The following is a 22,618-nucleotide window of genomic DNA, read 5'->3' as shown; positions in this document are numbered from 1 at the left end:
ATTGATATGGCAGCAAGAGATGAGAGAACAAGAACACAGGTATTGCAAGACCACTTTCGCCGTTTCTCTAGAGTAGAAAAGGCTTTTTATGGGTCGATTGTCTTAACAGCTGTGATTTTAGCCATTAGTATCGTCTTTATGCAGACACGAATTTTACAAGTACAGAGTGAGTTGACTGATTTGAATACGGAACTAGAAGCCAAAAAGACGGAATTGGCAGATGTTCGTCAAGAGGTCAATGAATTAACACGTTATGACCGCTTATCACAGTTGGCTAGCTCCCAAGGAATGAAGCTGCAAAAAGAAAATCGAAAAACAGTGAGTGCAAGTAGTGATGAATAAATTTAAAAAATTTTTAATCAGGTATTCGATAAAGAAACGTCGCTTGCCGGATCAGAATCGAAAACAAGTTGGGAAAAATCTCAGTGTACTGGCGATTTTCCTCTTTTTTCTCTTTCTGATTAATTTTGCAATGATTATTGGGACTGACAAAAAATTCGGTGTGACCTTATCGGATCAAGCAAAAAAAGTCCATGAGCAGACGGTTATTGTTCCTGCAAAACGTGGAACGATCTATGACCGAAATGGAGCAGTAATTGCTGAAGATGCTACGACCTATAACGTTTATGCCGTTATTGATAAAAAGTACAAATCAGCAACCGGGAAAATCCTCTATGTAGAAGAGAGCCAATTTAAAAAAGTAGCAGAAATCTTGAAGCAGTACTTAGGGATGGATGAGGATTACGTTATTCAACAGTTGTCGCAAAAGAAATTGAAACAGGTTTCTTTTGGGGCGAACGGAAACGGCATCACTTATAGTACTATGACAGCTATCCGTGATGCTATGGAAGCAGCGAAGATTGAGGGGGTTGCTTTTACAACTAGTCCAAATCGGAGCTATAAAAACGGAGTTTTTGCCTCTCAATTTATAGGCCAGGCCTCTCTTCAAGAAGATAAAGAGGGTAATAAAACTCTGAAGGGGCAATCAGGGATGGAGAAATCCCTCGATCGTATTCTCGCTGGTCAAAATGGGGTTATCACCTATGACAAAGACCGAAACGGCAATATCGTTCCTGGTTCAGATAAGGTTTCTGTCAAAACAGAAGATGGAAAAGATGTCTATACGACCATTTCAGCAGAATTACAAACCTACCTTGAGACGCGAATGGATGTTTTCCAAGAAAAAGTAAAAGGAAAGTATGTTAGTGCGACTCTTGTGAGTGCAAAAACTGGAGAGATCCTAGCGACAACGCAACGTCCAACCTATAATGCGGATACCAAACAAGGGTTGGATCTGAAAAACTTGAAAACCTGGAATACCATCCTTTATCAAGATCAATATGAACCGGGTTCAACGATGAAGGTCATGTTATTAGCTTCGGCGATTGATCATGGAACCTTCCCAGCCTATAATGAAGTATACTACAGTAACGAACTACAAGTAAAAGATGCGACCATCCGTGACTGGGATGTCAATATGGGACTGTCTGAAGGTCGCTATATGAATATCGCACAAGGCTTTGCTTACTCAAGTAACGTGGGGATGACCCGCTTGGAGCAAAAGATGGGAAATGCTGTCTGGATGGACTACCTAACCCGCTTTAAATTCGGTCTTCCGACCCGTTTTGGAATGGGAAATGAAGCTTACGGGGGTCTTCCAGGGGATAACTATGTCAGTCAGGCCATGTCTTCCTTCGGTCAAGGGATTTCCGTCAGTCAAACCCAAATGTTACGGGCCTTTAGTGCCATCGCTAATGATGGACAAATGTTGGAGCCGAAGTTTATTAGTGCTATTTACGATAAAAAATCAGACACAGCCCGCAAATCAAAAAAAGAAGTTGTTGGAAAACCAGTTTCAGGATCAGCTGCACAACAGACACGGAACTATATGATCACCGTCGGAACAGATCCAGAGTATGGAACCTTGTACAGTGATGGACCCATCATTCAGGTACCCGGTCAAAACGTTGCGGTGAAATCAGGGACTGCCCAAATGGCGACAGATCAAGGATACTTGCAAGGAGAAAATGATTATATCTACTCGGTTGTAGCCATGACACCTGCAGAAGATCCTGAATTCATCATGTATGTGACGGTCCAACAACCAGAAGTGAAATTCTCATTCACCAGCTGGGAAGAGCTGGTCAATCCTATTTTGGAAGATGCAGTTGCTTTAAAAGACGAATTGCATCTAACATCAGAGGCACCAACTTTGGATGATGTGACCAAAGAAACGACCTACAAAATCCCTTCAGTAGAAACTCTCTCTAAGGAGTTGAATCTGAAACAAAATCTGAGCCCAGGTGCTTATTCAGAGGAATTGCGTCGCAATTTGGTGCAACCAATTGTCCTAGGAACCGGGAAAAATATCCGCAAGATGTCTGTGGATGTAGGCTCTAAAGTCAAAGCCAATCAGCAAGTATTGTTATTGACAGAAGACTTTGATGCGGTTCCAGATATGTACGGTTGGACAAAGAAAAATGCGGACATCTTTGGAGAATGGACTGGAATTGAGATTACCTATAAAGGTAGTGGAAAGAAAGTAACCAAACAAAGTGTCAAAATGAACACCTCACTTAATAAAACTAAAAAGATTACGTTAACATTAGGAGACTAAGATGTATATTGCTACGATCCTTGTATCGTTTCTATTAACAGTGGCTGCTATTCCAGCCTTTATTCGATTTTACCATCGTGCTCATATTTCTGGGCAACAAATGCATGAAGATGTGAAACAACACAAAGCGAAAGCTGGCACTCCGACAATGGGTGGAGTTGTATTTCTCATTACAGCCGTTCTAGTTAGTTTTGTCGTTACCGTATTGACTGGAAATTTCACGCGCTCTGTTCAACTGATTCTATTTATCTTGATTCTTTATGGAATTGTTGGATTTTTGGATGACTTTTTAAAAGTTTTTCGTAAGATTAATGAAGGTCTTAACCCAAAACAAAAATTGGCCCTTCAACTTGTTGGTGGAATCATCTTCTATATTTTTTCTGAACGCCACGGTGCAGGAAGCCTTTTGAATGTTTTCGGATATGAACTTTACTTGGGCCATTTCTACATTCTCTTTGCTTTATTTTGGTTGGTTGGTTTTTCAAATGCTGTCAATTTGACAGATGGGATTGATGGATTAGCCAGCATCTCCGTTGCCATTAGCCTGAGTGCCTATTCCTTTATTGCCTATATGCAAGGGAAATGGGACATTCTCTTTGTCACCTTGAGTATGATTGGGGCCTTGCTAGGATTTTTTGTCTTCAACCACAAGCCAGCTAAAATCTTTATGGGAGATGTCGGTAGTCTAGCTCTTGGAGGGATGCTTGCAGCCTTGTCAATGGCTTTGCATGTCGAGTGGACGCTGCTCTTGATTGGTCTGGTCTATGTCATTGAAACAGGTTCAGTGATGCTACAAGTGACCTATTTCAAATGGACCAAGAAACGTTACGGGGAAGGACGTCGGATTTTCCGAATGACTCCTTTCCACCATCATTTAGAACTGGGTGGCCTTTCTGGCAATGGGCAAAACTGGTCAGAATGGAAAGTGGATGCCTTTATGTGGAGCATTGCCTTGGTGACAAGTGTCGTGACTCTAGTCCTTCTCTACCTATAAAACGACGGTGGGCTTGCCCATCGTTTTTTTGCTGACTCAGAGAGACTTCGCTGGTTAGGAAAAATGACCCATAAGAGAGGCAAGAAGACAGCTTTTCTGATATAATAATAGAGATCATGAAAGGAACTGAGAAAATGAAATTTACAGAGTTTAATTTTAAGCCCTATATTCAAGAGGCACTGAAAGAAATCAATTTTAGAGAAGCAACCGAAGTACAGGAAAAACTAATTCCGATTGTCCTAGCTGGAAATGATTTGGTAGGAGAGTCAAAGACAGGTTCTGGGAAAACCCATACTTTCCTCTTGCCGATTTTTCAAACCTTAAATGAAGACAGCCAACAAGTAGAAGCGGTCATCACGGCTCCTAGTCGGGAGTTGGCGACGCAAATTTACCAAGCTGCTCGTCAAATCGCTAGTCATTCTGAAAAAGAGATTCGGATTGTAAATTATGTTGGAGGAACGGATAAAAGCCGTCAGATTGAAAAACTCCAGGTCAAACAACCACATATCGTGATTGGAACTCCAGGCCGGATTTATGATCTGGTTGCATCGGGTGATCTGGCTATTCATAAGGCCCATACTTTTGTGGTGGATGAGGCAGATATGACACTGGACATGGGATTCTTGTCTACTGTGGATAAGATTGCTTCAAGTCTTCCGCAACAACTGCAATTTTTAGTTTTTTCAGCCACCATTCCGCAAAAATTGCAGCCTTTCTTGAAAAAATATCTCTCAAACCCAGTCATGGAGCAAATTAAGACTAAGACGGTGATTTCAGATACCATCGATAATTGGCTGGTTTCCACCAAGGGTCGGGATAAAAATGAGCAAATTTACCAATTGACCAAGACCTTGCAACCTTATTTGGCCATGATTTTCGTTAATACCAAAACGAGAGCAGATGATCTCCATGCCTATTTGGTGGCTCAGGGATTGAAAGTGGCAAAGATTCACGGAGATATCCCACCACGTGAACGGAAACGGATCATGAATCAGGTTAAAAATCTTGATTTTGAGTATATTGTGGCCACAGATTTAGCGGCTCGTGGAATTGATATCGAAGGGGTGAGTCATGTCATCAACGATGCTATTCCACAAGATCTTTCTTTCTTTGTCCACCGTGTCGGTCGGACAGGGCGCAATGGTCTACCAGGTGTCGCTATTACTCTTTATCAACCGAGTGATGATTCAGATATCCGTGAACTAGAAAAAATGGGAATTCGTTTCGTACCGAAAGTGTTGAAAAATGGGGTTATTGAAGATACTTATGATCGGGATAGACGGGCCAATCGTGAGAAAAAGCAAGAGAAACTCGATATCGAAATGATTGGTCTGGTGAAGAAGAAAAAGAAAAAAATCAAACCAGGCTACAAGAAAAAAATCAAATGGGCAGTTGATGAAAAGAGGAGAAAAGCTAAGCGAGCTGAAAACCGTGCGCGTGGTCGGGCGGAACGAAAGGCCAAACGCCAAACTTTCTAATCCCTTGTTTCAAATGTTCAGAACAAAACATAAATTTTCTTTATGAACTCCATAAAGAAAATCTATTAGGAACTTGTCTAAAATTATGATAGACTAAATTTGAGTAGTCTATCATTTTTCTATTTCTGTAGCAATTTTTGGAATTCCGATAGTGAATGTGATAGAATGTTTATGTTTGAGAAAGGAAGTAACAAAAATGTTTACAACTAATCTTTTAGCTGCCAACTGGTATGCTGACTTTTTAAAACACGTTCCAGATAGCAAGCTGTTTAGTTTGAGAGCCGTATTGGATGCATTTCCGGCAGTCATAGGAAAATTGCCTGTGACGATTTTATTAGCCCTAGGAGGCGCATTTTTTGGGATTGTTTTTGCTATGATTTTTGCTCTGGTCAAAATTAATCGTGTACGAATTCTTTACCCGATTCAAGCTGTTTTTGTCAGTTTTTTACGTGGGACTCCTTTGTTGGTTCAGCTGATGTTGACCTATTATGGGATTCCTCTTATTTTAAAAGCGATCAATCAGTCTTATGGAACAGCTTTTAACATTAATGCTATTCCAGCTGAGCTGTTCGCAATTGTGGCTCTTGCCTTTAATGAGGCGGCTTATGCGAGTGAGACCATCCGGGCAGCTATTTTATCAGTGGACCCTGGTGAAATTGAGGCAGCACGTAGTCTTGGGATGACCAACCGTCAAGTTTATCGACGGATTATTATTCCCAATGCAGCAGTCGTTGCAACTCCAACCTTAATCAATTCTCTCATTGGCTTGACCAAGGGGACCTCGCTAGCCTTTAGTGCCAGTGTGGTTGAAATTTTTGCCCAAGCACGGATTGTTGGGGGGAGCGATTTGAAGTACTTTGAACGCTTTATCACGGTATCGATTGTTTACTGGATTGTGAACATTCTCATTGAAATACTAGGCCGTCACATTGAACGTCGACTGGATATTGAGACTCCCGTAGCAATTGATTTACCAGATCAGGAGGTCCGGATCTAATGATTTATATTTCAGAATTATCAAAGACATTTTCAGGTCAAAAGGTTTTAAATAATCTAAGTTTGGAAATTCAAAAAGGGGAAGTCGTGGCCTTAATCGGGTCTTCGGGAGCTGGTAAATCAACCTTCTTACGCAGTTTAAACTATTTGGAAGCTCCAGACAGTGGTAGAATTAAGATTGATGATTTCGAAGTTGATTTTGAGCACATTACCCAAGATCAAATCTTAACCTTAAGAAGAAAATTGGCCATGGTGTTCCAACAGTTTAATTTATTTGGTAGAAAAACAGCCCTTGAAAATGTGAAAGAAGGGCTCATTGTTGTGAAGGGCTTATCCGATCAAGAAGCAACGAAAATTGCTCGAGAAGAACTGGCAAAAGTCGGCTTATCGGATCGTGAAAATCACTATCCTCGTCACCTCTCAGGTGGACAAAAACAACGGGTGGCTTTGGCTCGTGCCTTGGCCATGAAACCAGAGGTTCTTTTGCTGGATGAACCGACTTCAGCCTTGGATCCAGAATTGGTTGGAGAAGTTGAAAAATCCATTGCCAATGCGGCAAAATCGGGACAAACCATGGTACTGGTCAGCCATGATATGTCTTTTGTAGCGCAAGTAGCAGATAAGGTCCTATTTTTGGATAAAGGACGGATTATTGAATCTGGAACACCAGAGGAAATCATGCAACATCCAAAAGAAGAACGGACAAAAGAATTCTTTGCTAGTTACAAACGGACCTATGTTTGATATAATAGAGAAGAGGTAAGACTCAGCTGGCGATGCTAGCTGGGTTTGTTTTCTGAAAATGTAAAAATATTTGGAGTCGTGATGTTAAATAAATTATTGTCCTTATATTTACAAAGTTTAGTGACGACAACGATTTTAGTTGGGATCGCTTCTTGTATTTGGATTGGCTACCGTGCCCTTAAGAAGAAAGATAAAACAGCCAAGCAACGACAAGCCCATTTGTATGATATCCTCTTAATTGATATCATGACGATTCCTATTTTAACCTTTGCGGTCATAGGGATTTTGTTTATCTTTCAAGCACGATAATTGCAAAAAGACCGTGTTAGAATTATAATGGTTACAACAAAACAGAAAGAGGTTGAGTATGTTTGATACAGTGATTATTGGAGCAGGTCCTGCAGGGATGACTGCTGCCCTTTATGCAGCACGAAGCAATTTAAAAGTCGCATTAATTGAGAGAGGAATTCCAGGCGGTCAAATGAACAATACGTCTGACATTGAAAACTATCCTGGCTATGCGAATATTAGTGGCCCAGACTTGGCTGAAAAAATGTTTGAGCCTTTAGAAAATCTTGGCGTGGAACATTTGTTTGGTCAGGTAGAGCGCATCGAAGACCTCGGAGCAACCAAAAAGATTGTCACAGATGACGGAGAATTTGAAGCTAAAACTATTGTGATTGCAACAGGTTCCAACCACCGTTTATTAAATGTCCCTGGTGAAGAGGAATTGAATAGTAGAGGGGTTTCCTACTGTGCTGTTTGTGATGGAGCTTTCTTTAGAGATGAGGATCTCTTGGTCGTTGGTGGTGGCGATTCAGCAGTAGAAGAAGCTGTCTTTTTGACTCAGTTTGCAAAAACAGTGACCATTGCTCATCGTCGTGATCAATTGCGTGCCCAAAAAGTTCTTCAAGACCGTGCCTTTGCCAATGATAAAATTCACTTTGCTTGGAATACAGTTGTTGAAGAAATTAAGGGGGAACAAAAAGTAACGTCTGTCCTTTTAAAAGATGTGAAGACAGGAGAGGTTAGAGAGCAGGCCTTCGGAGGTGTCTTTATCTATGTCGGTTTAGATCCTGTCAGTGAATTTGCGACAGAACTTGGTATTTTAGATGAAAATGGCTGGGTGGTCACGGATGATCATATGAGAACCACAGTCCCAGGTATTTTTGCAGTTGGCGATGTTCGTCAAAAAGATTTGCGTCAAGTGACGACAGCCGTCGGAGACGGTGCGATTGCTGGCCAAGAAGTTTATAAATATATCACAGAAAACTTTTAATCCAAAAAATCTGAGCTTCCTGTCTCAGATTTTTTTTGTGCTTTCCTTTCAGTATTCAATGGGGCTGAAATGTGCTATAATGGTACTAATTTTATGGTAGGAATTCATAGAACAAATCTAAAAAAAGAGGTATTCATATGTATCCAGATGACAGTTTAACCTTGCATACTGATTTATACCAAATCAACATGATGCAGGTCTATTTTGATCAAGGTATCCACAATAAACATGCTGTATTTGAAGTGTATTTTCGTCAACAGCCTTTTAAAAACGGCTATGCTGTATTTGCTGGCTTAGAGCGAATTGTGAAATATTTGGAAAACTTGAGTTTTTCTGAGAGCGATATTGCCTATTTAGAGTCACTTGGTTATCATGGAGCCTTCTTGGAATATCTCCGTGATCTTAAATTGGAACTGACAGTACGCTCGGCTCAAGAAGGTGACTTAGTTTTTGCCAATGAACCAATTGTCCAGGTCGAAGGTCCTCTGGCTCAGTGTCAATTGGTGGAAACAGCCCTCTTAAATATAGTCAACTTTCAAACCTTGATAGCCACAAAGGCTGCACGCATTCGTTCGGTCATTGAAGATGAGCCTTTGATGGAATTTGGGACACGTCGCGCGCAAGAAATGGATGCTGCGATTTGGGGAACTCGTGCAGCAGTCATCGGAGGGGCCAATGGGACTAGTAATGTTCGTGCAGGAAAACTCTTTGGAATCCCAGTATTAGGAACCCATGCCCATTCTCTTGTACAGGTATATGGAAATGACTACCAGGCTTTTAAGGCTTATGCGGAAACCCATAAAGATTGTGTCTTCCTCGTCGATACCTATGATACCCTGCGTATTGGGGTACCAGCAGCTATTCAGGTAGCGCGTGAAATGGGAGATGAAATCAATTTCCTAGGCGTACGGATTGACTCAGGAGATATTGCCTATATTTCTAAAAAGGTTCGCCAGCAATTAGATGAGGCTGGGTTTACAAATGCTAAAATCTACGCTTCTAATGACTTGGATGAAAATACTATCCTCAACTTAAAAATGCAAAAAGCAAAAATTGATGTTTGGGGTGTAGGAACCAAGTTAATTACAGCTTACGATCAACCAGCGCTTGGAGCGGTATACAAAATTGTCTCTGTTGAAAACGAAGCAGGAGAGATGATCAATACCATCAAGCTTTCCAATAATGCAGAGAAAGTTTCTACTCCAGGTAAAAAGCAAGTCTGGCGGATTACGAGCCGTGAAAAAGGTAAGTCAGAAGGGGACTACATCACTTATGATGGAGTAGATGTTTCACAACTGACAGAACTTAAAATGTTCCATCCAACTTATACCTACATTAATAAAACGGTCCGAAACTTTGAGGCTATTCCTCTTTTAGTGGATATTTTTAAAGAGGGGCAATTGGTTTATCAACTACCACCATTATCAGAAATTCAAGAATATGCTCGTAAAAATTACGATCAATTGTGGGATGAATACAAGCGTGTCCTTAATCCACAGCATTACCCAGTTGACTTGGCAAAAGATATTTGGCAGGATAAGATGGATCTAATCGAGGAAATGCGTAACAAGGCCAATGGAGAAGGAGAAGCAAAATGAGTTTGCAAGAAGAGATTATCCAACAATTGGGTGTCAAGCCTAGCATTGATCCTCAGGAAGAGATTCGCCGCTCGGTTGATTTCTTAAAAAGATATCTAAAAAAACATCCCTTCTTGAAAACATTTGTATTAGGGATCTCAGGAGGACAAGATTCGACTCTTGCTGGGCGATTAGCTCAATTAGCCATGGAAGAAATGCGCTCAGAGACAGGAGATGCCTCCTATCAATTTATTGCTGTTCGCCTTCCTTATGGGGTACAGACAGATGAAGCAGATGCACAAAAAGCTTTGGCCTTTATCCAGCCGGATGTTAGCCTGGTTGTGAATATCAAGGAGTCTGCTGACGAAATGGTACGAGCAGTAGAAGCGACTGGAACAGAGGTTTCTGATTTTAACAAAGGCAATATTAAGGCTCGCAGTCGCATGATTGCTCAGTATGCTTTAGCAGGTGCGCGGAGTGGAGCCGTTATTGGGACGGACCATGCAGCGGAAAATATTACAGGTTTCTTCACAAAATTTGGAGATGGTGGTGCAGATATTTTACCCCTTTTCCGTTTGAACAAGCGCCAAGGAAAACAATTGCTTAAAGCCTTGGGAGCTGATCCTGCTCTCTATGAGAAAATCCCAACTGCAGATTTGGAAGAAGAAAAACCAGGAATAGCAGACGAAGTAGCGCTGGGTGTCACCTATAATGAAATCGATGATTACCTAGAAGGCAAACAAGTGAGCCCAGAAGCTCAAGCCACTATTGAAAAATGGTGGTACAAAGGCCAACACAAACGCCACCTGCCAATCACAGTATTTGATCATTTCTGGGAGTAAAAAGGTCCACTGGACCTTTTTAGCCCGAGTCTTAAAATAGGAAAACGAGACAGAAATCGGTAACTCGCAGAGTTCGATTTCGTAGTCTCACCATACAATATTGTGAAAAGCATCAAAAAGAAGGGCGATTTCATCCGTCCTTTTCTTCTAGATTAAAGTAACCAACTTGCAACGTTCAAGTTGCATGAAAAAATGAAGGGAGACAATCTATGAATCATCTTGGAAGTCTTGTCATAGAGACAGAGCATTTATACTTGAGGCCTTTCGTTTTGGAAGATGCACCAGCGATGTTTGAAAATTGGGCTTCGGATCCTGAAACCCTGAAATATGTCACTTGGGATGCCCATGCATCTACTGAGAGAACCAGAGAATCGATCAAAAGATGGATCGAACAGTATCGTAAACCAGATACTTATAAATGGGCGCTTTGTTTGAAAACATCACTGGATCAGGTAATTGGAGATATTAGTGTGGTTTCTCAAGACCAGGAAAGTCAATCATGCGAGCTAGGTTATATCCTTGGCAAGAAATTCTGGGGGCGGGGATTCATGACAGAAGCCGTCATAGCTGTTTTGGATTTCTTATTGAACAAAGTCGGATTTAAAGAAATCAAAGCCACTTATGTCAGTTTAAATCCTGCTTCAGGGAAAGTCATGGAAAAGGCAGGAATGCAGTATGTAGAAACCATCCCTCATGCCATTCAACGCAAAGGATATTGCGGGGATAAAATCATCTATTCTAAACAGAATCCCTCTCTATAGGGTGATTTTTACTTGAAGATTCTGCTCAAAGGATTATAATAGTAAATAATGAAAAAAGGAGATTGCTATGTCAGAATTAACGAAAGAATTTACAGACCAGCTCTATGCTAATTATGAAGCAAATGTGAAATATGCGGCTCTTGAAAATGCTGTTACCCACAATGGGATCCATGCATCGCTTGAAACGCGCAAGAGTGCAGTAGAAAATACACCAGTTTTTTCACTTGATTTGACCAAGGATAAGGTGACAAACCAAAAAGCATCTGGACGTTGTTGGATGTTTGCGGCTTTAAATACCTTCCGTCACAAGATGATTTCAAGCTTCCAATTGGAGGATTTTGAATTGTCTCAAGCACATACTTTCTTTTGGGATAAGTATGAAAAATCAAACTGGTTTTTGGAGCAAGTGATTGCTACAGCAGATCAAGAATTGACCAGCCGTAAGGTGGCTTTTCTCCTACAAACCCCACAACAAGATGGTGGTCAATGGGATATGGTGGTATCCCTCTTTGAGAAATACGGAGTGGTTCCAAAATCAGTTTATCCGGAATCGATTTCTTCAAGTAATAGCCGGGAATTGAACACCTACCTCAATAAACTCTTGCGTCAAGATGCGCAAATCTTGCGTGACTTGATTCACTCAGGCGCAGATAGTGAGGCAGTTGCGAGCAAGAAACAAGCGTTGTTGCAAGAAATCTTTAACTTCTTGGCTATGTCTTTAGGATTGCCTCCGCGTGAATTTGACTTTTCATACCGTGATAAGGACAACCAATTCCATACCGAAAGTGGCTTAACTCCACAAAGCTTCTACAAAAAATATGTAGACCTTCAATTAGACGATTACGTCTCCATTATCAATGCCCCAACTACAGATAAGCCATATGGAAAATCTTACACCGTAGATATGCTGGGCAATGTGGTTGGTAGCCGTCCAGTCCGCTACCTAAATGTTCCAATGGATCGATTGAAAGAATTAGCTATTGCTCAAATGAAAGCAGGAGAAACTGTCTGGTTTGGTTCAGATGTAGGCCAAGTCAGCAACCGTAAAGCCGGAATCCTGGCAACAGATGTCTACGATTTTGAAGCAGGCATGGACATTCATTTGACACAAGACAAGGCGGGTCGCTTGGACTATGCAGAAAGTCTCATGACACACGCTATGGTCTTGACAGGGGTTGATTTAGACGAAGCAGGTCAGCCTCGTAAATGGAAGGTTGAAAATTCATGGGGAGACAAGGTCGGTACAGATGGTTACTTTGTGGCTTCTGATGCTTGGATGGATGAATATACCTATCAAATCGTGGTTCGTAAAGAATTCCTAACAGCAGACGAATTAGCAGCCTATGAAGCAGAACCAATTGTCCTAGCACCGTGGGATCCAATGGGAGCTTTAGCAAAATAATGATATAGAAAAGAGCCGAAAGGCTCTTTTCAGATTGAAGACAAAATATCTTAAAAACTTTCCTTAGGTGAGTACGGACGTCAGCGAACTTCTTTAAAGTTCCATGACTAATTATTGAGTCTAAGGTCTCAATAATTCCGAGTGCCTGAAACAATAACGTTTCAAGCACTTTTCTCACAGCGGAAAGTTTCAGTATTTTCTTAAATCGATTTAAATATTGGAACTCAATTTTGTTTTTTGCAGAATCACTTAACTTATTTTGCTTTAAAATAGTTTGTCTACATTCTAATAAGAGCCGAAAGGCTCTTTTTTTTATATACTCAAAAATAAAAAAGCTGGGAAGTCTAACTAAATAAATCAGATTTTATTCGTTCTGGTTTTTTAACCATTGTTTTAAAAAAAGCCGGGCAAAAGCCCGACTTCTCCATTCTATTATTCGTTATGATTGTTAGAGTCTTGCGAAGAAGGCTCAGATGGTTTAGATTGATTTTCTTCGTTCGAAGAGCTAGACGATGGTTCTTCATACGAATACTGATCAGTGGAATAACTTGGCTCATAGTAGTAGTTATTGTAGTTGTTCTTACCATTGTTTAAGTAGAGATAAGAACCACTTCGATACAGTCCACTTGGTTGCGTCCAATCCGTATGACCAGAGTTATTATTATTAGCAAGATAGAGCATCATTTGACGGTAGACATCCGTTGCGACCTGTATTCCATTATCCAATACTGGTGTAAAGCGATTGGAATAACCTGTCCAGACGGCCATAGCATATTCAGGTGTGTATCCTACGAATAACTCATCCGGAGTTACGATACTTGAATAACTTGAATTTTTAGTTAGTTTACTTAACTCATTATCGGAGTAGTTTGACGTACCAGTCTTACCAGCTTGATAGACTCCTGAAATAGCTGCATTTGTACCAGAACCAGCCATGAGGACTGTCTTCATCATATCTGTCATCATGTAGGCAGTTGTTGCTTTCATCGCGCGGGTTCCTTCCGAATCAAAATCTTTAGTAGTTCCATCGCTAAAGATAACCCGACTGACATATTTCGGTTTGTAATAGGTACCGCCATTGGCAAAAGCAGCATAGGCAGCTGCCATTTTCTCACTGCTGGCTCCGTATTTGTTGCTAGAATCGCTAGTGTTACTCGAGATAGCGTTGGCGTAAACCATTTCTGGGTAATCGATCCCTAATCCATTGAGGAATTTCTTAGCTTGTTTAAGACCAACTTTTTCCAGGGCCTTCACCGCAGGCACGTTACGAGATTGTTGAATTGCGTAGGTAATGGACATGCTACCATAGTATGAACGGTCCCAGTTGTAGACAGGCGTTGATGAATGAGGGAAGTTGTATGGCGCATCTGTTGTAGTAGCTGCTGTAGAGGTATATTCCTCATGTTCAAGAGCTGGTGCGTAATCTGTGATTGGTTTCATTGTTGAACCCCAGTCACGGTTCGTTTCAACCGCTTGGTTTGTACCAAAGGAAACATTGCTGGATTGGTGACGAGAACCCAGCTGAGCAATGACTTTACCAGTATTGACATCAATAACGGTAGAAGCTACTTGCATTTCATCATCCGGGTAATTGACATATTCATCTGTATTGTAGATATCCCATAGTTTCTTTTGAGCTTCTGTATCCACGTTTGTATAGACATCCATTCCGGTTGTCAACAAATTGTAGCCCGTTTCTTCTTCGACTTGCTCGATCACTTCTTTTAGGTAATTATCCATATAGGCTGGGTAACTGCTTGAAGAACTGAGACTTTGCAGACCATCTGTAACAGGTGTATTGACCGCTGCTTCGTATTGTTTGTTAGAAATGGTCTTCATATCGAGCATTTCTTTTAATACTAAGTTTCGGCGCTGTTGCGCTGCTTCAGGATGGGAGTATGGATCGTATTGGTTTGGTGCTTGGGGCATCCCCGCAAGGAGTGCCAATTGAGGGAGCGAAAGATCTTTTAGATCTTTTCCGTAATAACTTTTCGCAGCTGTCTGCATTCCATAGTTCCCATTCGCCATAAATACTTTATTAACGTAATAGGTCAAGATTTCTTGTTTGGTTGCTTTCTTTTCCAACTGAGTTGCTAACCAAGCTTCTTGGATCTTACGAGAGAGGGTACGGTCAGAGGCTGAAGTGGAGAAATAGGTTAACTTGATCAATTGTTGCGTCAAGGTTGACCCACCTTGACTTCCTCCTCGCAAGTTGTGAAGGAAGGAACCGCCGATCCGAATAATATCGACCCCACGGTGATTGAAGAAACGGTGGTCTTCAATCGCTACGATAGCATTGACCAAATCAGTAGGGATTTCATTGGCTGTGACATTGATTCGTTTCTCAGCCCCCAAATCTGCGATCAAGTTATTTTGGTTGTCATAGATCTTACTAGATGTTGTTGCAACCAAATCTTTTTCAGACAAGGTTGGTGCTTTCATAGCATAGTAACCAAATATCAGTCCACCGAGGACAAATAAAAGTAAGAAAAATGAAATGGCTGCGATGGCAACATATTTCAACCATTGAATGACTGTTTGTTTATTCATTTAAATACCACCTAGAAGTTTCTGTTCGATAATATCAAGATAAGGAACGCTTGGAAGACGATTCTTATCTACTAGAAAGCCGTGCTCCTGAATATAGGAGAGGGGCATGGATTTACTACCATGATCGATGTTGTAATAGTGAATTAATGCAGGAGCAGGAAGTAAGTAGGTTTCACTCAACTTTGCAAAATGCAAGAGAACGAAACAGATACCGCCTTGCTGGACAACCGCCTCCATATGATCGATCTGATGTTGATGAAAATTTTTCATCGGCATGGATTGCTTTTGCTGTGTTTCCTTGGCTTCAAAATCGATATAGTGTCCCTTGTATACTCCAGAATAGTCCGTCGTTGAGGCTTGCCTGAAATAGGCTTCAACAATTTTTGCCCGACTGCGACGTGGATAATCCACTTTCACGATTTGAATCGGTGTTGGTTTTTTATGGATGACAGCTAGACCTCGAGAAAGATAGTATTGATTACTTTCATTGATCATTTTTTCAAATGTCATCCCACGATTCGCAAAGTCGACTGGATGTTTCCTTTGTGTAGAGACCAAGGTTTTTTTGGCTACTTTATGTGGATAGTTGACCATAGTTCTCCTTATTGGTACAATTACATCACTCTATTATATCATAAATTAGAATAATGAGGAAAAAATGAATACCATACTTGTTGCAGGTTATAAGAGTTTTGATGTGGGCGTCTTTTCCAATAAAGACCCTCGACTGACCATTATCAAAAAAGCCATTGAAAGAGATCTTCGTCGTCTATTTGAAGAAGGAGTGAAATGGCTAGTCTTTTCTGGTAATTTGGGATTTGAGGCTTGGGTACTAGAAGTTGCCTTTGAGTTAAAAGAAGATTACGATTTTCAAATGGCGACGATCTTTCTATTTGAGAACGTTGGCGAAAATTGGAATGAAGCCAATCAGGAAATGTTGGCACGTTTCAAACAGGTGGATTTCGTGAAATATGCTTATCCCAACTATAGCAATCCGGGTCAATTAAAAGAATACAATCAGTTTTTGATAGATAATGCGGATGGAGCTTACCTTTTTTACGATCCAGAAAATGAAACCAATTTAAAGTATCTTTACAAAATGATGCAAGAAAAAGAACTATTTTATATCAAACAATTAAGTTTTGATGACTTAAATGAACTTGCTGAAAATTTTTACGAAAACTAAGTGTTATACCTTGATTTTTCTTACCAATTTTTTATATAATTGAGATGATGAACTAGATTGGAGAGAGTAATGGCAAGTATTATTTTTACTGCGAAAGATATTTTTGATCAAGATTTCAAACGAGAAGTTCGTGGTTATAGTAAAGATGAAGTAAATGAATTTTTGGATGATGTTATAAAAGACTATGAAACCTATGCTGCTTTGGTGAAGGAATTGCGTGAAGAAAACGCACGCCTTCGTGAAGAACTTGCCCAAAAAGCACAGGAAACACCACAAACATCTCCAATTGCTAGTACAGCTACGCAAGAATTCCCGCAAGTGACAACAGCGACGAACTTTGATATTCTTAAACGACTCAATCGTTTGGAAAAAGAAGTTTTTGGGAAACAGATCGTAGATCGCGATTATTAATCCCATAGATCGTGCAATTTTTGGATAATCGCGTGGGAGAATGCTCTCATGAGGAAAGTCCATGCTAGCACAGGCTGTGATGCCTGTAGTGTTTGTGCTAGGTGAATCCATAAGCCTAGGGACTTGGTATTCAAGTTACGGCGAGTGAAGGAGCTAAGTCTAAGGATAAGCTCTAGTAGCTCTGAAAGTGCCACAGTGACGTAGTTTTTAGGGAAACCTAAAAAGTGGAACGCGGTAAACCCCTCAAGCTAGCAACCCAAACTTTGGTCGGGGCATGGAATGCGTGGAAACGAACATAGCATTCTGACTGGAAACAGTAGACAGATGATTATCGAAGGAAATGGTACCTAGTCATTTCTGGAACAAAACATGGCTTATAGAAAATTGCATATAGGTTGATGAGGTGGAGAGAGATCTCAACCTCCTTTTTTAAAGTGATAGGAATAAGATGAAAAAACAATTTGAATTGATTGCAACGGTAGCTGCTGGTCTAGAGGCAGTTGTTGGTCGAGAACTACGCGATCTTGGCTACGATTGCCAGGTCGAAAATGGACGGGTTCGATTTCAAGGAGACCGTCGAGCAATCATAGAGACCAATCTCTGGTTGCGCGCGGCTGATCGAGTAAAAATTGTGGTTGGGACTTTTCCAGCCAAAACCTTCGAAGAACTCTTTCAAGGTGTCTTTGCTTTGGATTGGGAAAATTATTTGCCTTTAGGAGCACGTTTTCCTATTTCTAAGGCTAAATGTGTCAAATCAAAACTGCATAATGAACCTAGCGTTCAGGCCATTTCGAAAAAAGCAGTTGTTAAAAAGTTACAAAAACACTATGCCCGACCAGAAGGGGTTCCCTTGATGGAAAATGGGGCAGAGTTCAAGATTGAAGTATCGATCCTTAAAGACCAAGCCACCGTCGTGATTGACACGACTGGTAGTAGCCTCTTCAAACGTGGCTATCGGACCGAAAAAGGGGGAGCCCCTATTAAGGAAAATATGGCGGCAGCAATCCTTCTGCTGTCAAACTGGTATCCAGATAAGCCCTTGATTGACCCCACATGTGGTTCTGGTACGTTTTGTATTGAGGCGGCGATGATTGCTAGAAAGATGGCACCTGGATTGCGTCGGACCTTTTCTTTTGAAGAATGGAACTGGATGGATGATCGCTTGATTCATGAAGTTCGTCAAGAAGCGAGCAGGAAAATCAATCGTGAGATCGAATTGGATATTATGGGAACCGATATCGATGCACGGATGGTTGAGATTGCTAAAGAAAATGCTCAGAAAGCGGGCGTTAGCAATGACATTACTTTCAAACAAATGCGAGTCCAAGATCTCCACTCAGATAAGATCAATGGGGTGATTATTTCTAACCCTCCATATGGAGAACGCTTATCCGATGATGAAGGCGTGACGAGATTGTATACTGAAATGGGGCACGTATTTGCACCTCTCAAAACCTGGAGTAAATTTATCTTAACCAGTGATGAAGGTTTTGAATCTAAATTCGGTAGTAAAGCAGAAAAAAAACGAAAACTTTATAACGGAACCCTTAAAGTTGATCTATACCAATATTTTGGGGAACGTGTAAAAAGGCAGATAAAGGCATAGAAAGGATTTTTATGACAGAGAAGGATAAAAAGCCATTAGAGCAAGAAACAGAATCAATTTTAGATTTTGAAGACGCTAAAGAGATGACGATTGGGCAGGCCAATCGAAAGGCAGAAGAAATTGAAGCAGGTGTAACAGAGGGCGATAATGTCTTAGACAAATACATCAAACAACACCGAGCAGAAATTGAAGCAGAAAAATACGATACAAAGATTTTGGCCAAAGAGGAATTGGCTAAGGCTGAAGAGTTGGCAGCTGCAGAAACAGTTGCTGAAGTTGCTGAAGTAGTGGAAGTACCGGAAGTACCGGAAGTAACGGAAACGGTCTTGGAACAAAGGCCTGAAATGGATGCCATCTCAACAGAATTACCAGCTAAGATTAAATTTGGACCAACACCAACCGAACCAATTGTAGAAGCAGAGGACCTTCCTGAGGAAACTCCAAGCAATGCTGGTAAACGAATCAAAGCGGTTCTATACTCTGCATTAGGTCTTGCGATTGTCGGTTCGGCCATTTTTGTGACCTATAACTGGATGCACAGTCGTGGAAAATCTGGTGGTACAACTGTTGTGTCGTCTTCATCTAGCAAGTCATCTTCTACTTCTAAATCAAGTAGCAGTGAAACACAAGCTCAAAAATTGGAAGAGTTTACCAAAGCCTACGATGCCTTTTTTGTAGATGAATCAAAAAGTGCTCTTAAAAATGATAAATTCGGAGACTTGGAAAATCTGAAGAAACTGCTGGACAAATTAGAAGGAAGCAGTGATTATAATGCGGCTAAAACAAAATATGAAGACCTTGTAAAGCAAGTTTCTGCTATTCAAAAAGTGAATTCTCAATTTAGTTCTCCAGTCATCAAAGATGGAGTTCTTGATGCAACTGCCAAAGCGAAAAGTGATGCGACCTTTGCAGAAACAAAGACAGGCAATGAAAAATTAGATAGCTTATTGAATGAAGCGGTTGCGCAAGGACGTTCACAACAAGTTGCGACACCGGCACCAGTGACTGGAACAGGTGGTACAGATACTTCTAATGCAACCCCAGCCCCAGCTCAAGCAGCAACACCTACGGCCCCAGCTGTCAGTGCTGCTACAGGTAGTGCAGGAACGGCAAGTCCAGGCTATTCAAGGTACGGTCTTCCAAGTGATGGTGTCCCACTTCAGCGGAACTTGAGTCGTGTGCCATATAACCAAGCAGCTATCAATGATGTCAATAACCCAGCTTGGGTATTTGGTGATGGGATCCTTGAAAAAGTATTGAATATTGCTCGTAAACGTGGACATATCACTGGCAATCAATACATTTTAGAGCGTGTCAATATCATTAACGGTAATGGCTATTACAACCTCTTCAAACCAGATGGAACCTATCTCTTTAGTATCAATGCCAAGACTGGTTATTTCGTAGGAAACGGAAAAGGTCATTCAGATGCTCTGGATTATTAATGCTTGATCAGACATCCCCTTTTTGGGAAAAATGACAATAAAAAAGGATGAACCAGAGGTTCATCTCAGATTGAAGACAAAATCATCTTAAAAACTTTCCTTAGGTGAGTACGGACGTCAGCGAACTTCTTTGAAGTTCCATGACTAATTATTGAGCCTACGGTCTCAATAATTCCGAGTGTCTGAAACGTTATTGTTTCAGACACTTTTCTCACAGCGGAAAGTTTCAGTATTTTCTTAAATCGATTTAAAAATTGGGACTCAATTTTATTTTTTTGCAGAATCACTTAGCTTATTTTACTTTAAAATAGTTTGTCTACATTCTAGGATGAACCATAGGTTCATCCTTTTTCGTATTAAACAATATGACGTTCAAATGGATCGTCAGAAATTCCTTGATCTAGAATCAGGCGACACCATTCTTTGGCTGAGAAGAGGCTGTGGTCCTTGTAATTTCCACAAGACTCAATAGTTGTGCCTGGGACATCCTCCCAAGTGCTGACAGATGCAATTTCTTCTAAAGAATCTTTGATTACTTTAGCAATTTCCGTACTCGAATGTTGTCCCCACATGATCATATGAAAACCGGTGCGACATCCAAATGGGGAACAGTCAATCATACCATCTATGCGTTTGCGAATGAGCATCGCAAGAAGGTGCTCGATCGTGTGAAGCCCTGCCGTTGGAATCGCATTTTCATTCGGCTGCACTAGGCGAATATCAAAGTTAGAGATGATGTCTCCTTTGGGTCCAGTTTCTTCCCCAATCAAGCGTACATAGGGAGCCTTCACAGCTGTGTGGTCCAATTCAAAACTTTCAACAATTACTTCTTTTGTCATACTTAAATCCTTCTTTGTTTTTCTTGATTATAGCATAAAAAAGCAGATTCAACAAAGTGGAAATTAATGAATTCCTCACAGATGTTCCATGAAAGAAAAGACGATAAAAGAACAAGCGTAAAGCAAAAATATAAAAGGTTTTTCCTGTTTTTTTAGATTGTTAATTTTAGTAATTTATGGTAAAATGTAAAAGAATTTTTAATTCAACTAATTAAATAGATTTGGGGTAAAAGCATGAATTTTGTTATTACAGGTGTTTTTGCCGCGGTCATTGGTTTAGTCATTGGATATGTGGGAACTGCTCTTAAAATGAAAGCTTCAAAAGAAGCTGCGGAACTCACCCTTTTGAATGCTGAACAAGAAGCAACGAATTTACGTGGACAGGCTGAACGCGAAGCCGATTTGATTTTAAAAGAGGCGAAGCATGAGTCAAGTTCACTTAAAAAAGAAGCACTTTTGGAGGCAAAGGAAGAAGCCAGAAAATATCGTGAAGAGGTCGATGCTGAGTTTAAGTCAGAACGACAAGAATTGAAGCAATTAGAAAGCCGTTTGGCAGAACGTGCTAGCAATCTTGATCGCAAAGACGACATTTTAACAAGCAAAGAACAGTCTCTTGAACACAAAGAGCAAAGTCTTACAGATAGAACTAAACACATTGATGCGCGTGAACAACAGCTGGAAGAGCTTGAACACAAGAAAGTAGAAGAACTGGAACGTGTCGCTGCTCTAAGTCAAGGAGAAGCGCGTGACATTATTTTGAGTCAGACGGAAGAGCAACTTTCAAAAGAAATTGCCTCACGGATTCGAGATGCTGAATTGGAAGTGAAAGAACGTTCTGATAAAATCGCAAAAGACATTCTCGTGCAAGCTATGCAGCGAATGGCGGGTGATTTTGTTGCTGAGCAAACAAACTCAACCGTTCATTTGCCAGACGATAGTATGAAGGGTCGAATTATCGGTCGTGAAGGTCGCAATATTCGTACCTTTGAGAGTTTGACAGGTGTCGATGTGATTATTGATGATACGCCTGAAGTGGTGACCTTGTCAGGGTTTGATCCGATTCGTCGTGAAATCGCCCGCATGACAATGGAGAGCCTTCTCAAAGATGGTCGGATCCATCCAGCCCGCATCGAAGAGCTGGTTGAGAAGAACCGCCAGGAAATTGACAACCGGATTCGTGAATACGGTGAGGCGGCTGCCTATGAAATCGGTGCGCCAAACCTCCATCCAGATTTGATGAAAATCATGGGACGGTTGCAATTCCGTACTTCTTATGGTCAAAACGTTTTGCGTCACTCCATTGAAGTTGCTAAACTTTCTGGTATTATTGCTAGCGAGTTGGGTGAAAATGCTACCTTGGCACGACGTGCAGGATTCTTACATGATATCGGTAAAGCGATTGACCGTGAAGTGGAAGGAAGTCACGTCGAGATTGGAACTGAATTGGCACGGAAGTACAAGGAACACCCAGTGGTGGTCAATACCATTGCCAGTCACCATGGGGACGTGGAACCAGAAAGTGTCATTGCAGTCATTGTCGCTGCGGCGGATGCCTTGAGTGCAGCTCGACCTGGAGCACGAAGTGAGTCACTTGAAAGCTACATCAAACGCTTGCAAGATCTTGAAGAAATTGCAAATAGTTTTGAAGGAGTTAAGACAAGTTTCGCCCTTCAAGCGGGTCGTGAAATCCGTATTATGGTTAGCCCTGAGGCAATTAAGGATGATAAAGTGACGATCTTGGCTCATGATATTCGTGAGAAGATCGAGTCCAATCTTGAATATCCTGGAAACATTAAGGTTACCGTTATTCGAGAATTGCGTGCAGTCGATTACGCAAAATAAACAAAAAGCTTGAGATCTAGCATCTCAAGCTTTTTGAATGAAAAAATCA

The 22,618-nt window shown here is 41.0% G+C and carries 20 protein-coding genes and 1 other RNA gene; 18 read left to right on the top strand and 3 right to left on the bottom strand.

All coding sequences use genetic code 11. The features are described 5' to 3' along the window. Positions 1-6: 6 nt before the first annotated feature. The 12 genes from ftsL to pepC all read left to right on the top strand — a co-directional run bounded on the left by ftsL (position 7) and on the right by pepC (position 12,690). Positions 7-342: a cell division protein FtsL gene (ftsL, locus tag H7T92_RS06700; protein ID WP_003010374.1), complete on the top strand. Its 336-nt coding sequence runs from the start codon at positions 7-9 to the stop codon at positions 340-342. After that, positions 335-2,617: a penicillin-binding protein PBP2X gene (gene pbp2x, locus H7T92_RS06695; protein WP_201037379.1), complete on the top strand. Its 2,283-nt coding sequence runs from the start codon at positions 335-337 to the stop codon at positions 2,615-2,617. Before ftsL ends, pbp2x begins: the two co-directional genes overlap by 8 nt. 1 nt (position 2,618) lies before the next feature. Then, positions 2,619-3,611, top strand: coding sequence for a phospho-N-acetylmuramoyl-pentapeptide-transferase (gene mraY, locus H7T92_RS06690; protein WP_201037378.1), 993 nt, complete (start codon positions 2,619-2,621; stop codon positions 3,609-3,611). Between the two features lie 134 nt (positions 3,612-3,745). After that, positions 3,746-5,089: a DEAD/DEAH box helicase gene (locus tag H7T92_RS06685; RefSeq protein ID WP_037608303.1), complete on the top strand. Its 1,344-nt coding sequence runs from the start codon at positions 3,746-3,748 to the stop codon at positions 5,087-5,089. Positions 5,090-5,285: 196 nt separating this feature from the next. Then, positions 5,286-6,086 carry an amino acid ABC transporter permease gene (locus tag H7T92_RS06680; RefSeq protein WP_003010368.1) on the top strand — a complete coding sequence of 267 codons (801 nt, stop codon included), beginning with the start codon at positions 5,286-5,288 and terminating at the stop codon, positions 6,084-6,086. After that, positions 6,086-6,829 carry an amino acid ABC transporter ATP-binding protein gene (locus tag H7T92_RS06675; RefSeq protein ID WP_003003991.1) on the top strand — a complete coding sequence of 248 codons (744 nt, stop codon included), beginning with the start codon at positions 6,086-6,088 and terminating at the stop codon, positions 6,827-6,829. Before H7T92_RS06680 ends, H7T92_RS06675 begins: the two co-directional genes overlap by 1 nt. A gap of 81 nt (positions 6,830-6,910) precedes the next feature. Then, complete coding sequence (locus H7T92_RS06670) at positions 6,911-7,138, top strand: DUF4059 family protein (RefSeq protein WP_003003995.1); 228 nt, start codon at positions 6,911-6,913, stop codon at positions 7,136-7,138. 58 nt (positions 7,139-7,196) lie between these two features. Further along, entirely contained in the window at positions 7,197-8,108 is a 912-nt protein-coding gene (gene trxB, locus H7T92_RS06665) for a thioredoxin-disulfide reductase (protein ID WP_201037377.1), read from the top strand. A gap of 137 nt (positions 8,109-8,245) precedes the next feature. Beyond that, on the top strand, positions 8,246-9,706 hold the full coding sequence (locus H7T92_RS06660) for a nicotinate phosphoribosyltransferase (RefSeq protein ID WP_201037376.1): 1,461 nt from the start codon (positions 8,246-8,248) through the stop codon (positions 9,704-9,706). Then, positions 9,703-10,527, top strand: a complete 825-nt coding sequence (gene nadE, locus H7T92_RS06655) for an ammonia-dependent NAD(+) synthetase (RefSeq protein WP_201037375.1) — start codon at positions 9,703-9,705, stop codon at positions 10,525-10,527. The genes H7T92_RS06660 and nadE overlap by 4 nt, the downstream gene beginning before the upstream one ends. A 209-nt stretch (positions 10,528-10,736) precedes the next feature. Then, positions 10,737-11,288 (top strand): GNAT family N-acetyltransferase, encoded by a 552-nt coding sequence (locus H7T92_RS06650; RefSeq protein WP_031575284.1) that lies wholly within the window; start codon positions 10,737-10,739, stop codon positions 11,286-11,288. Positions 11,289-11,355: 67 nt separating this feature from the next. After that, positions 11,356-12,690, top strand: coding sequence for an aminopeptidase C (gene pepC / locus H7T92_RS06645; protein WP_009732326.1), 1,335 nt, complete (start codon positions 11,356-11,358; stop codon positions 12,688-12,690). A gap of 432 nt (positions 12,691-13,122) precedes the next feature. Here the strand turns inward: pepC and pbp1a are convergent, their stop codons facing one another. Further along, the gene (gene pbp1a / locus H7T92_RS06640; RefSeq protein ID WP_201037374.1) at positions 13,123-15,240 is read right to left on the bottom strand and encodes a penicillin-binding protein PBP1A; all 2,118 of its coding nucleotides are present in this window, start codon (positions 15,238-15,240) and stop codon (positions 13,123-13,125) included. After that, complete coding sequence (gene recU, locus H7T92_RS06635) at positions 15,241-15,834, bottom strand: Holliday junction resolvase RecU (protein ID WP_195412123.1); 594 nt, start codon at positions 15,832-15,834, stop codon at positions 15,241-15,243. It lies immediately after the preceding gene. Positions 15,835-15,898: 64 nt separating this feature from the next. Here recU and H7T92_RS06630 point away from each other — a divergent pair, with 64 nt between their 5' ends. The 5 genes from H7T92_RS06630 (at position 15,899) to H7T92_RS06610 (ending at position 19,888) form a co-directional block, all read left to right on the top strand. Beyond that, on the top strand, positions 15,899-16,426 hold the full coding sequence (locus tag H7T92_RS06630) for an SLOG family protein (protein WP_201037373.1): 528 nt from the start codon (positions 15,899-15,901) through the stop codon (positions 16,424-16,426). 69 nt (positions 16,427-16,495) lie between these two features. Further along, complete coding sequence (gene gpsB / locus H7T92_RS06625) at positions 16,496-16,837, top strand: cell division regulator GpsB (protein ID WP_049473359.1); 342 nt, start codon at positions 16,496-16,498, stop codon at positions 16,835-16,837. A 16-nt stretch (positions 16,838-16,853) separates the two neighbouring features. Next, positions 16,854-17,219: RNase P RNA component class B (rnpB, locus tag H7T92_RS06620), an RNA gene on the top strand. 66 nt (positions 17,220-17,285) lie between these two features. Then, positions 17,286-18,443, top strand: a complete 1,158-nt coding sequence (locus H7T92_RS06615) for a THUMP domain-containing class I SAM-dependent RNA methyltransferase (RefSeq protein ID WP_201037372.1) — start codon at positions 17,286-17,288, stop codon at positions 18,441-18,443. Between the two features lie 11 nt (positions 18,444-18,454). Beyond that, complete coding sequence (locus H7T92_RS06610) at positions 18,455-19,888, top strand: cell division site-positioning protein MapZ family protein (RefSeq protein ID WP_201037371.1); 1,434 nt, start codon at positions 18,455-18,457, stop codon at positions 19,886-19,888. A 356-nt stretch (positions 19,889-20,244) separates the two neighbouring features. On the opposite strand, the gene H7T92_RS06605 is transcribed toward H7T92_RS06610, so the two are convergent. Beyond that, a complete protein-coding gene (locus tag H7T92_RS06605) occupies positions 20,245-20,727 on the bottom strand; it encodes an S-ribosylhomocysteine lyase (RefSeq protein WP_049498849.1) in 483 nt (160 codons plus the stop codon). Between the two features lie 234 nt (positions 20,728-20,961). On the opposite strand from H7T92_RS06605, the gene H7T92_RS06600 reads away from it, so the two are divergent. After that, on the top strand, positions 20,962-22,569 hold the full coding sequence (locus H7T92_RS06600) for a ribonuclease Y (protein ID WP_049492366.1): 1,608 nt from the start codon (positions 20,962-20,964) through the stop codon (positions 22,567-22,569). Positions 22,570-22,618 lie beyond the last annotated feature (49 nt).

The organism is Streptococcus parasanguinis (genome assembly GCF_016648855.1).
Lineage (GTDB): Bacteria > Bacillota > Bacilli > Lactobacillales > Streptococcaceae > Streptococcus > Streptococcus parasanguinis_L.
This window is presented reverse-complemented; position numbering and strand designations above follow the sequence as displayed.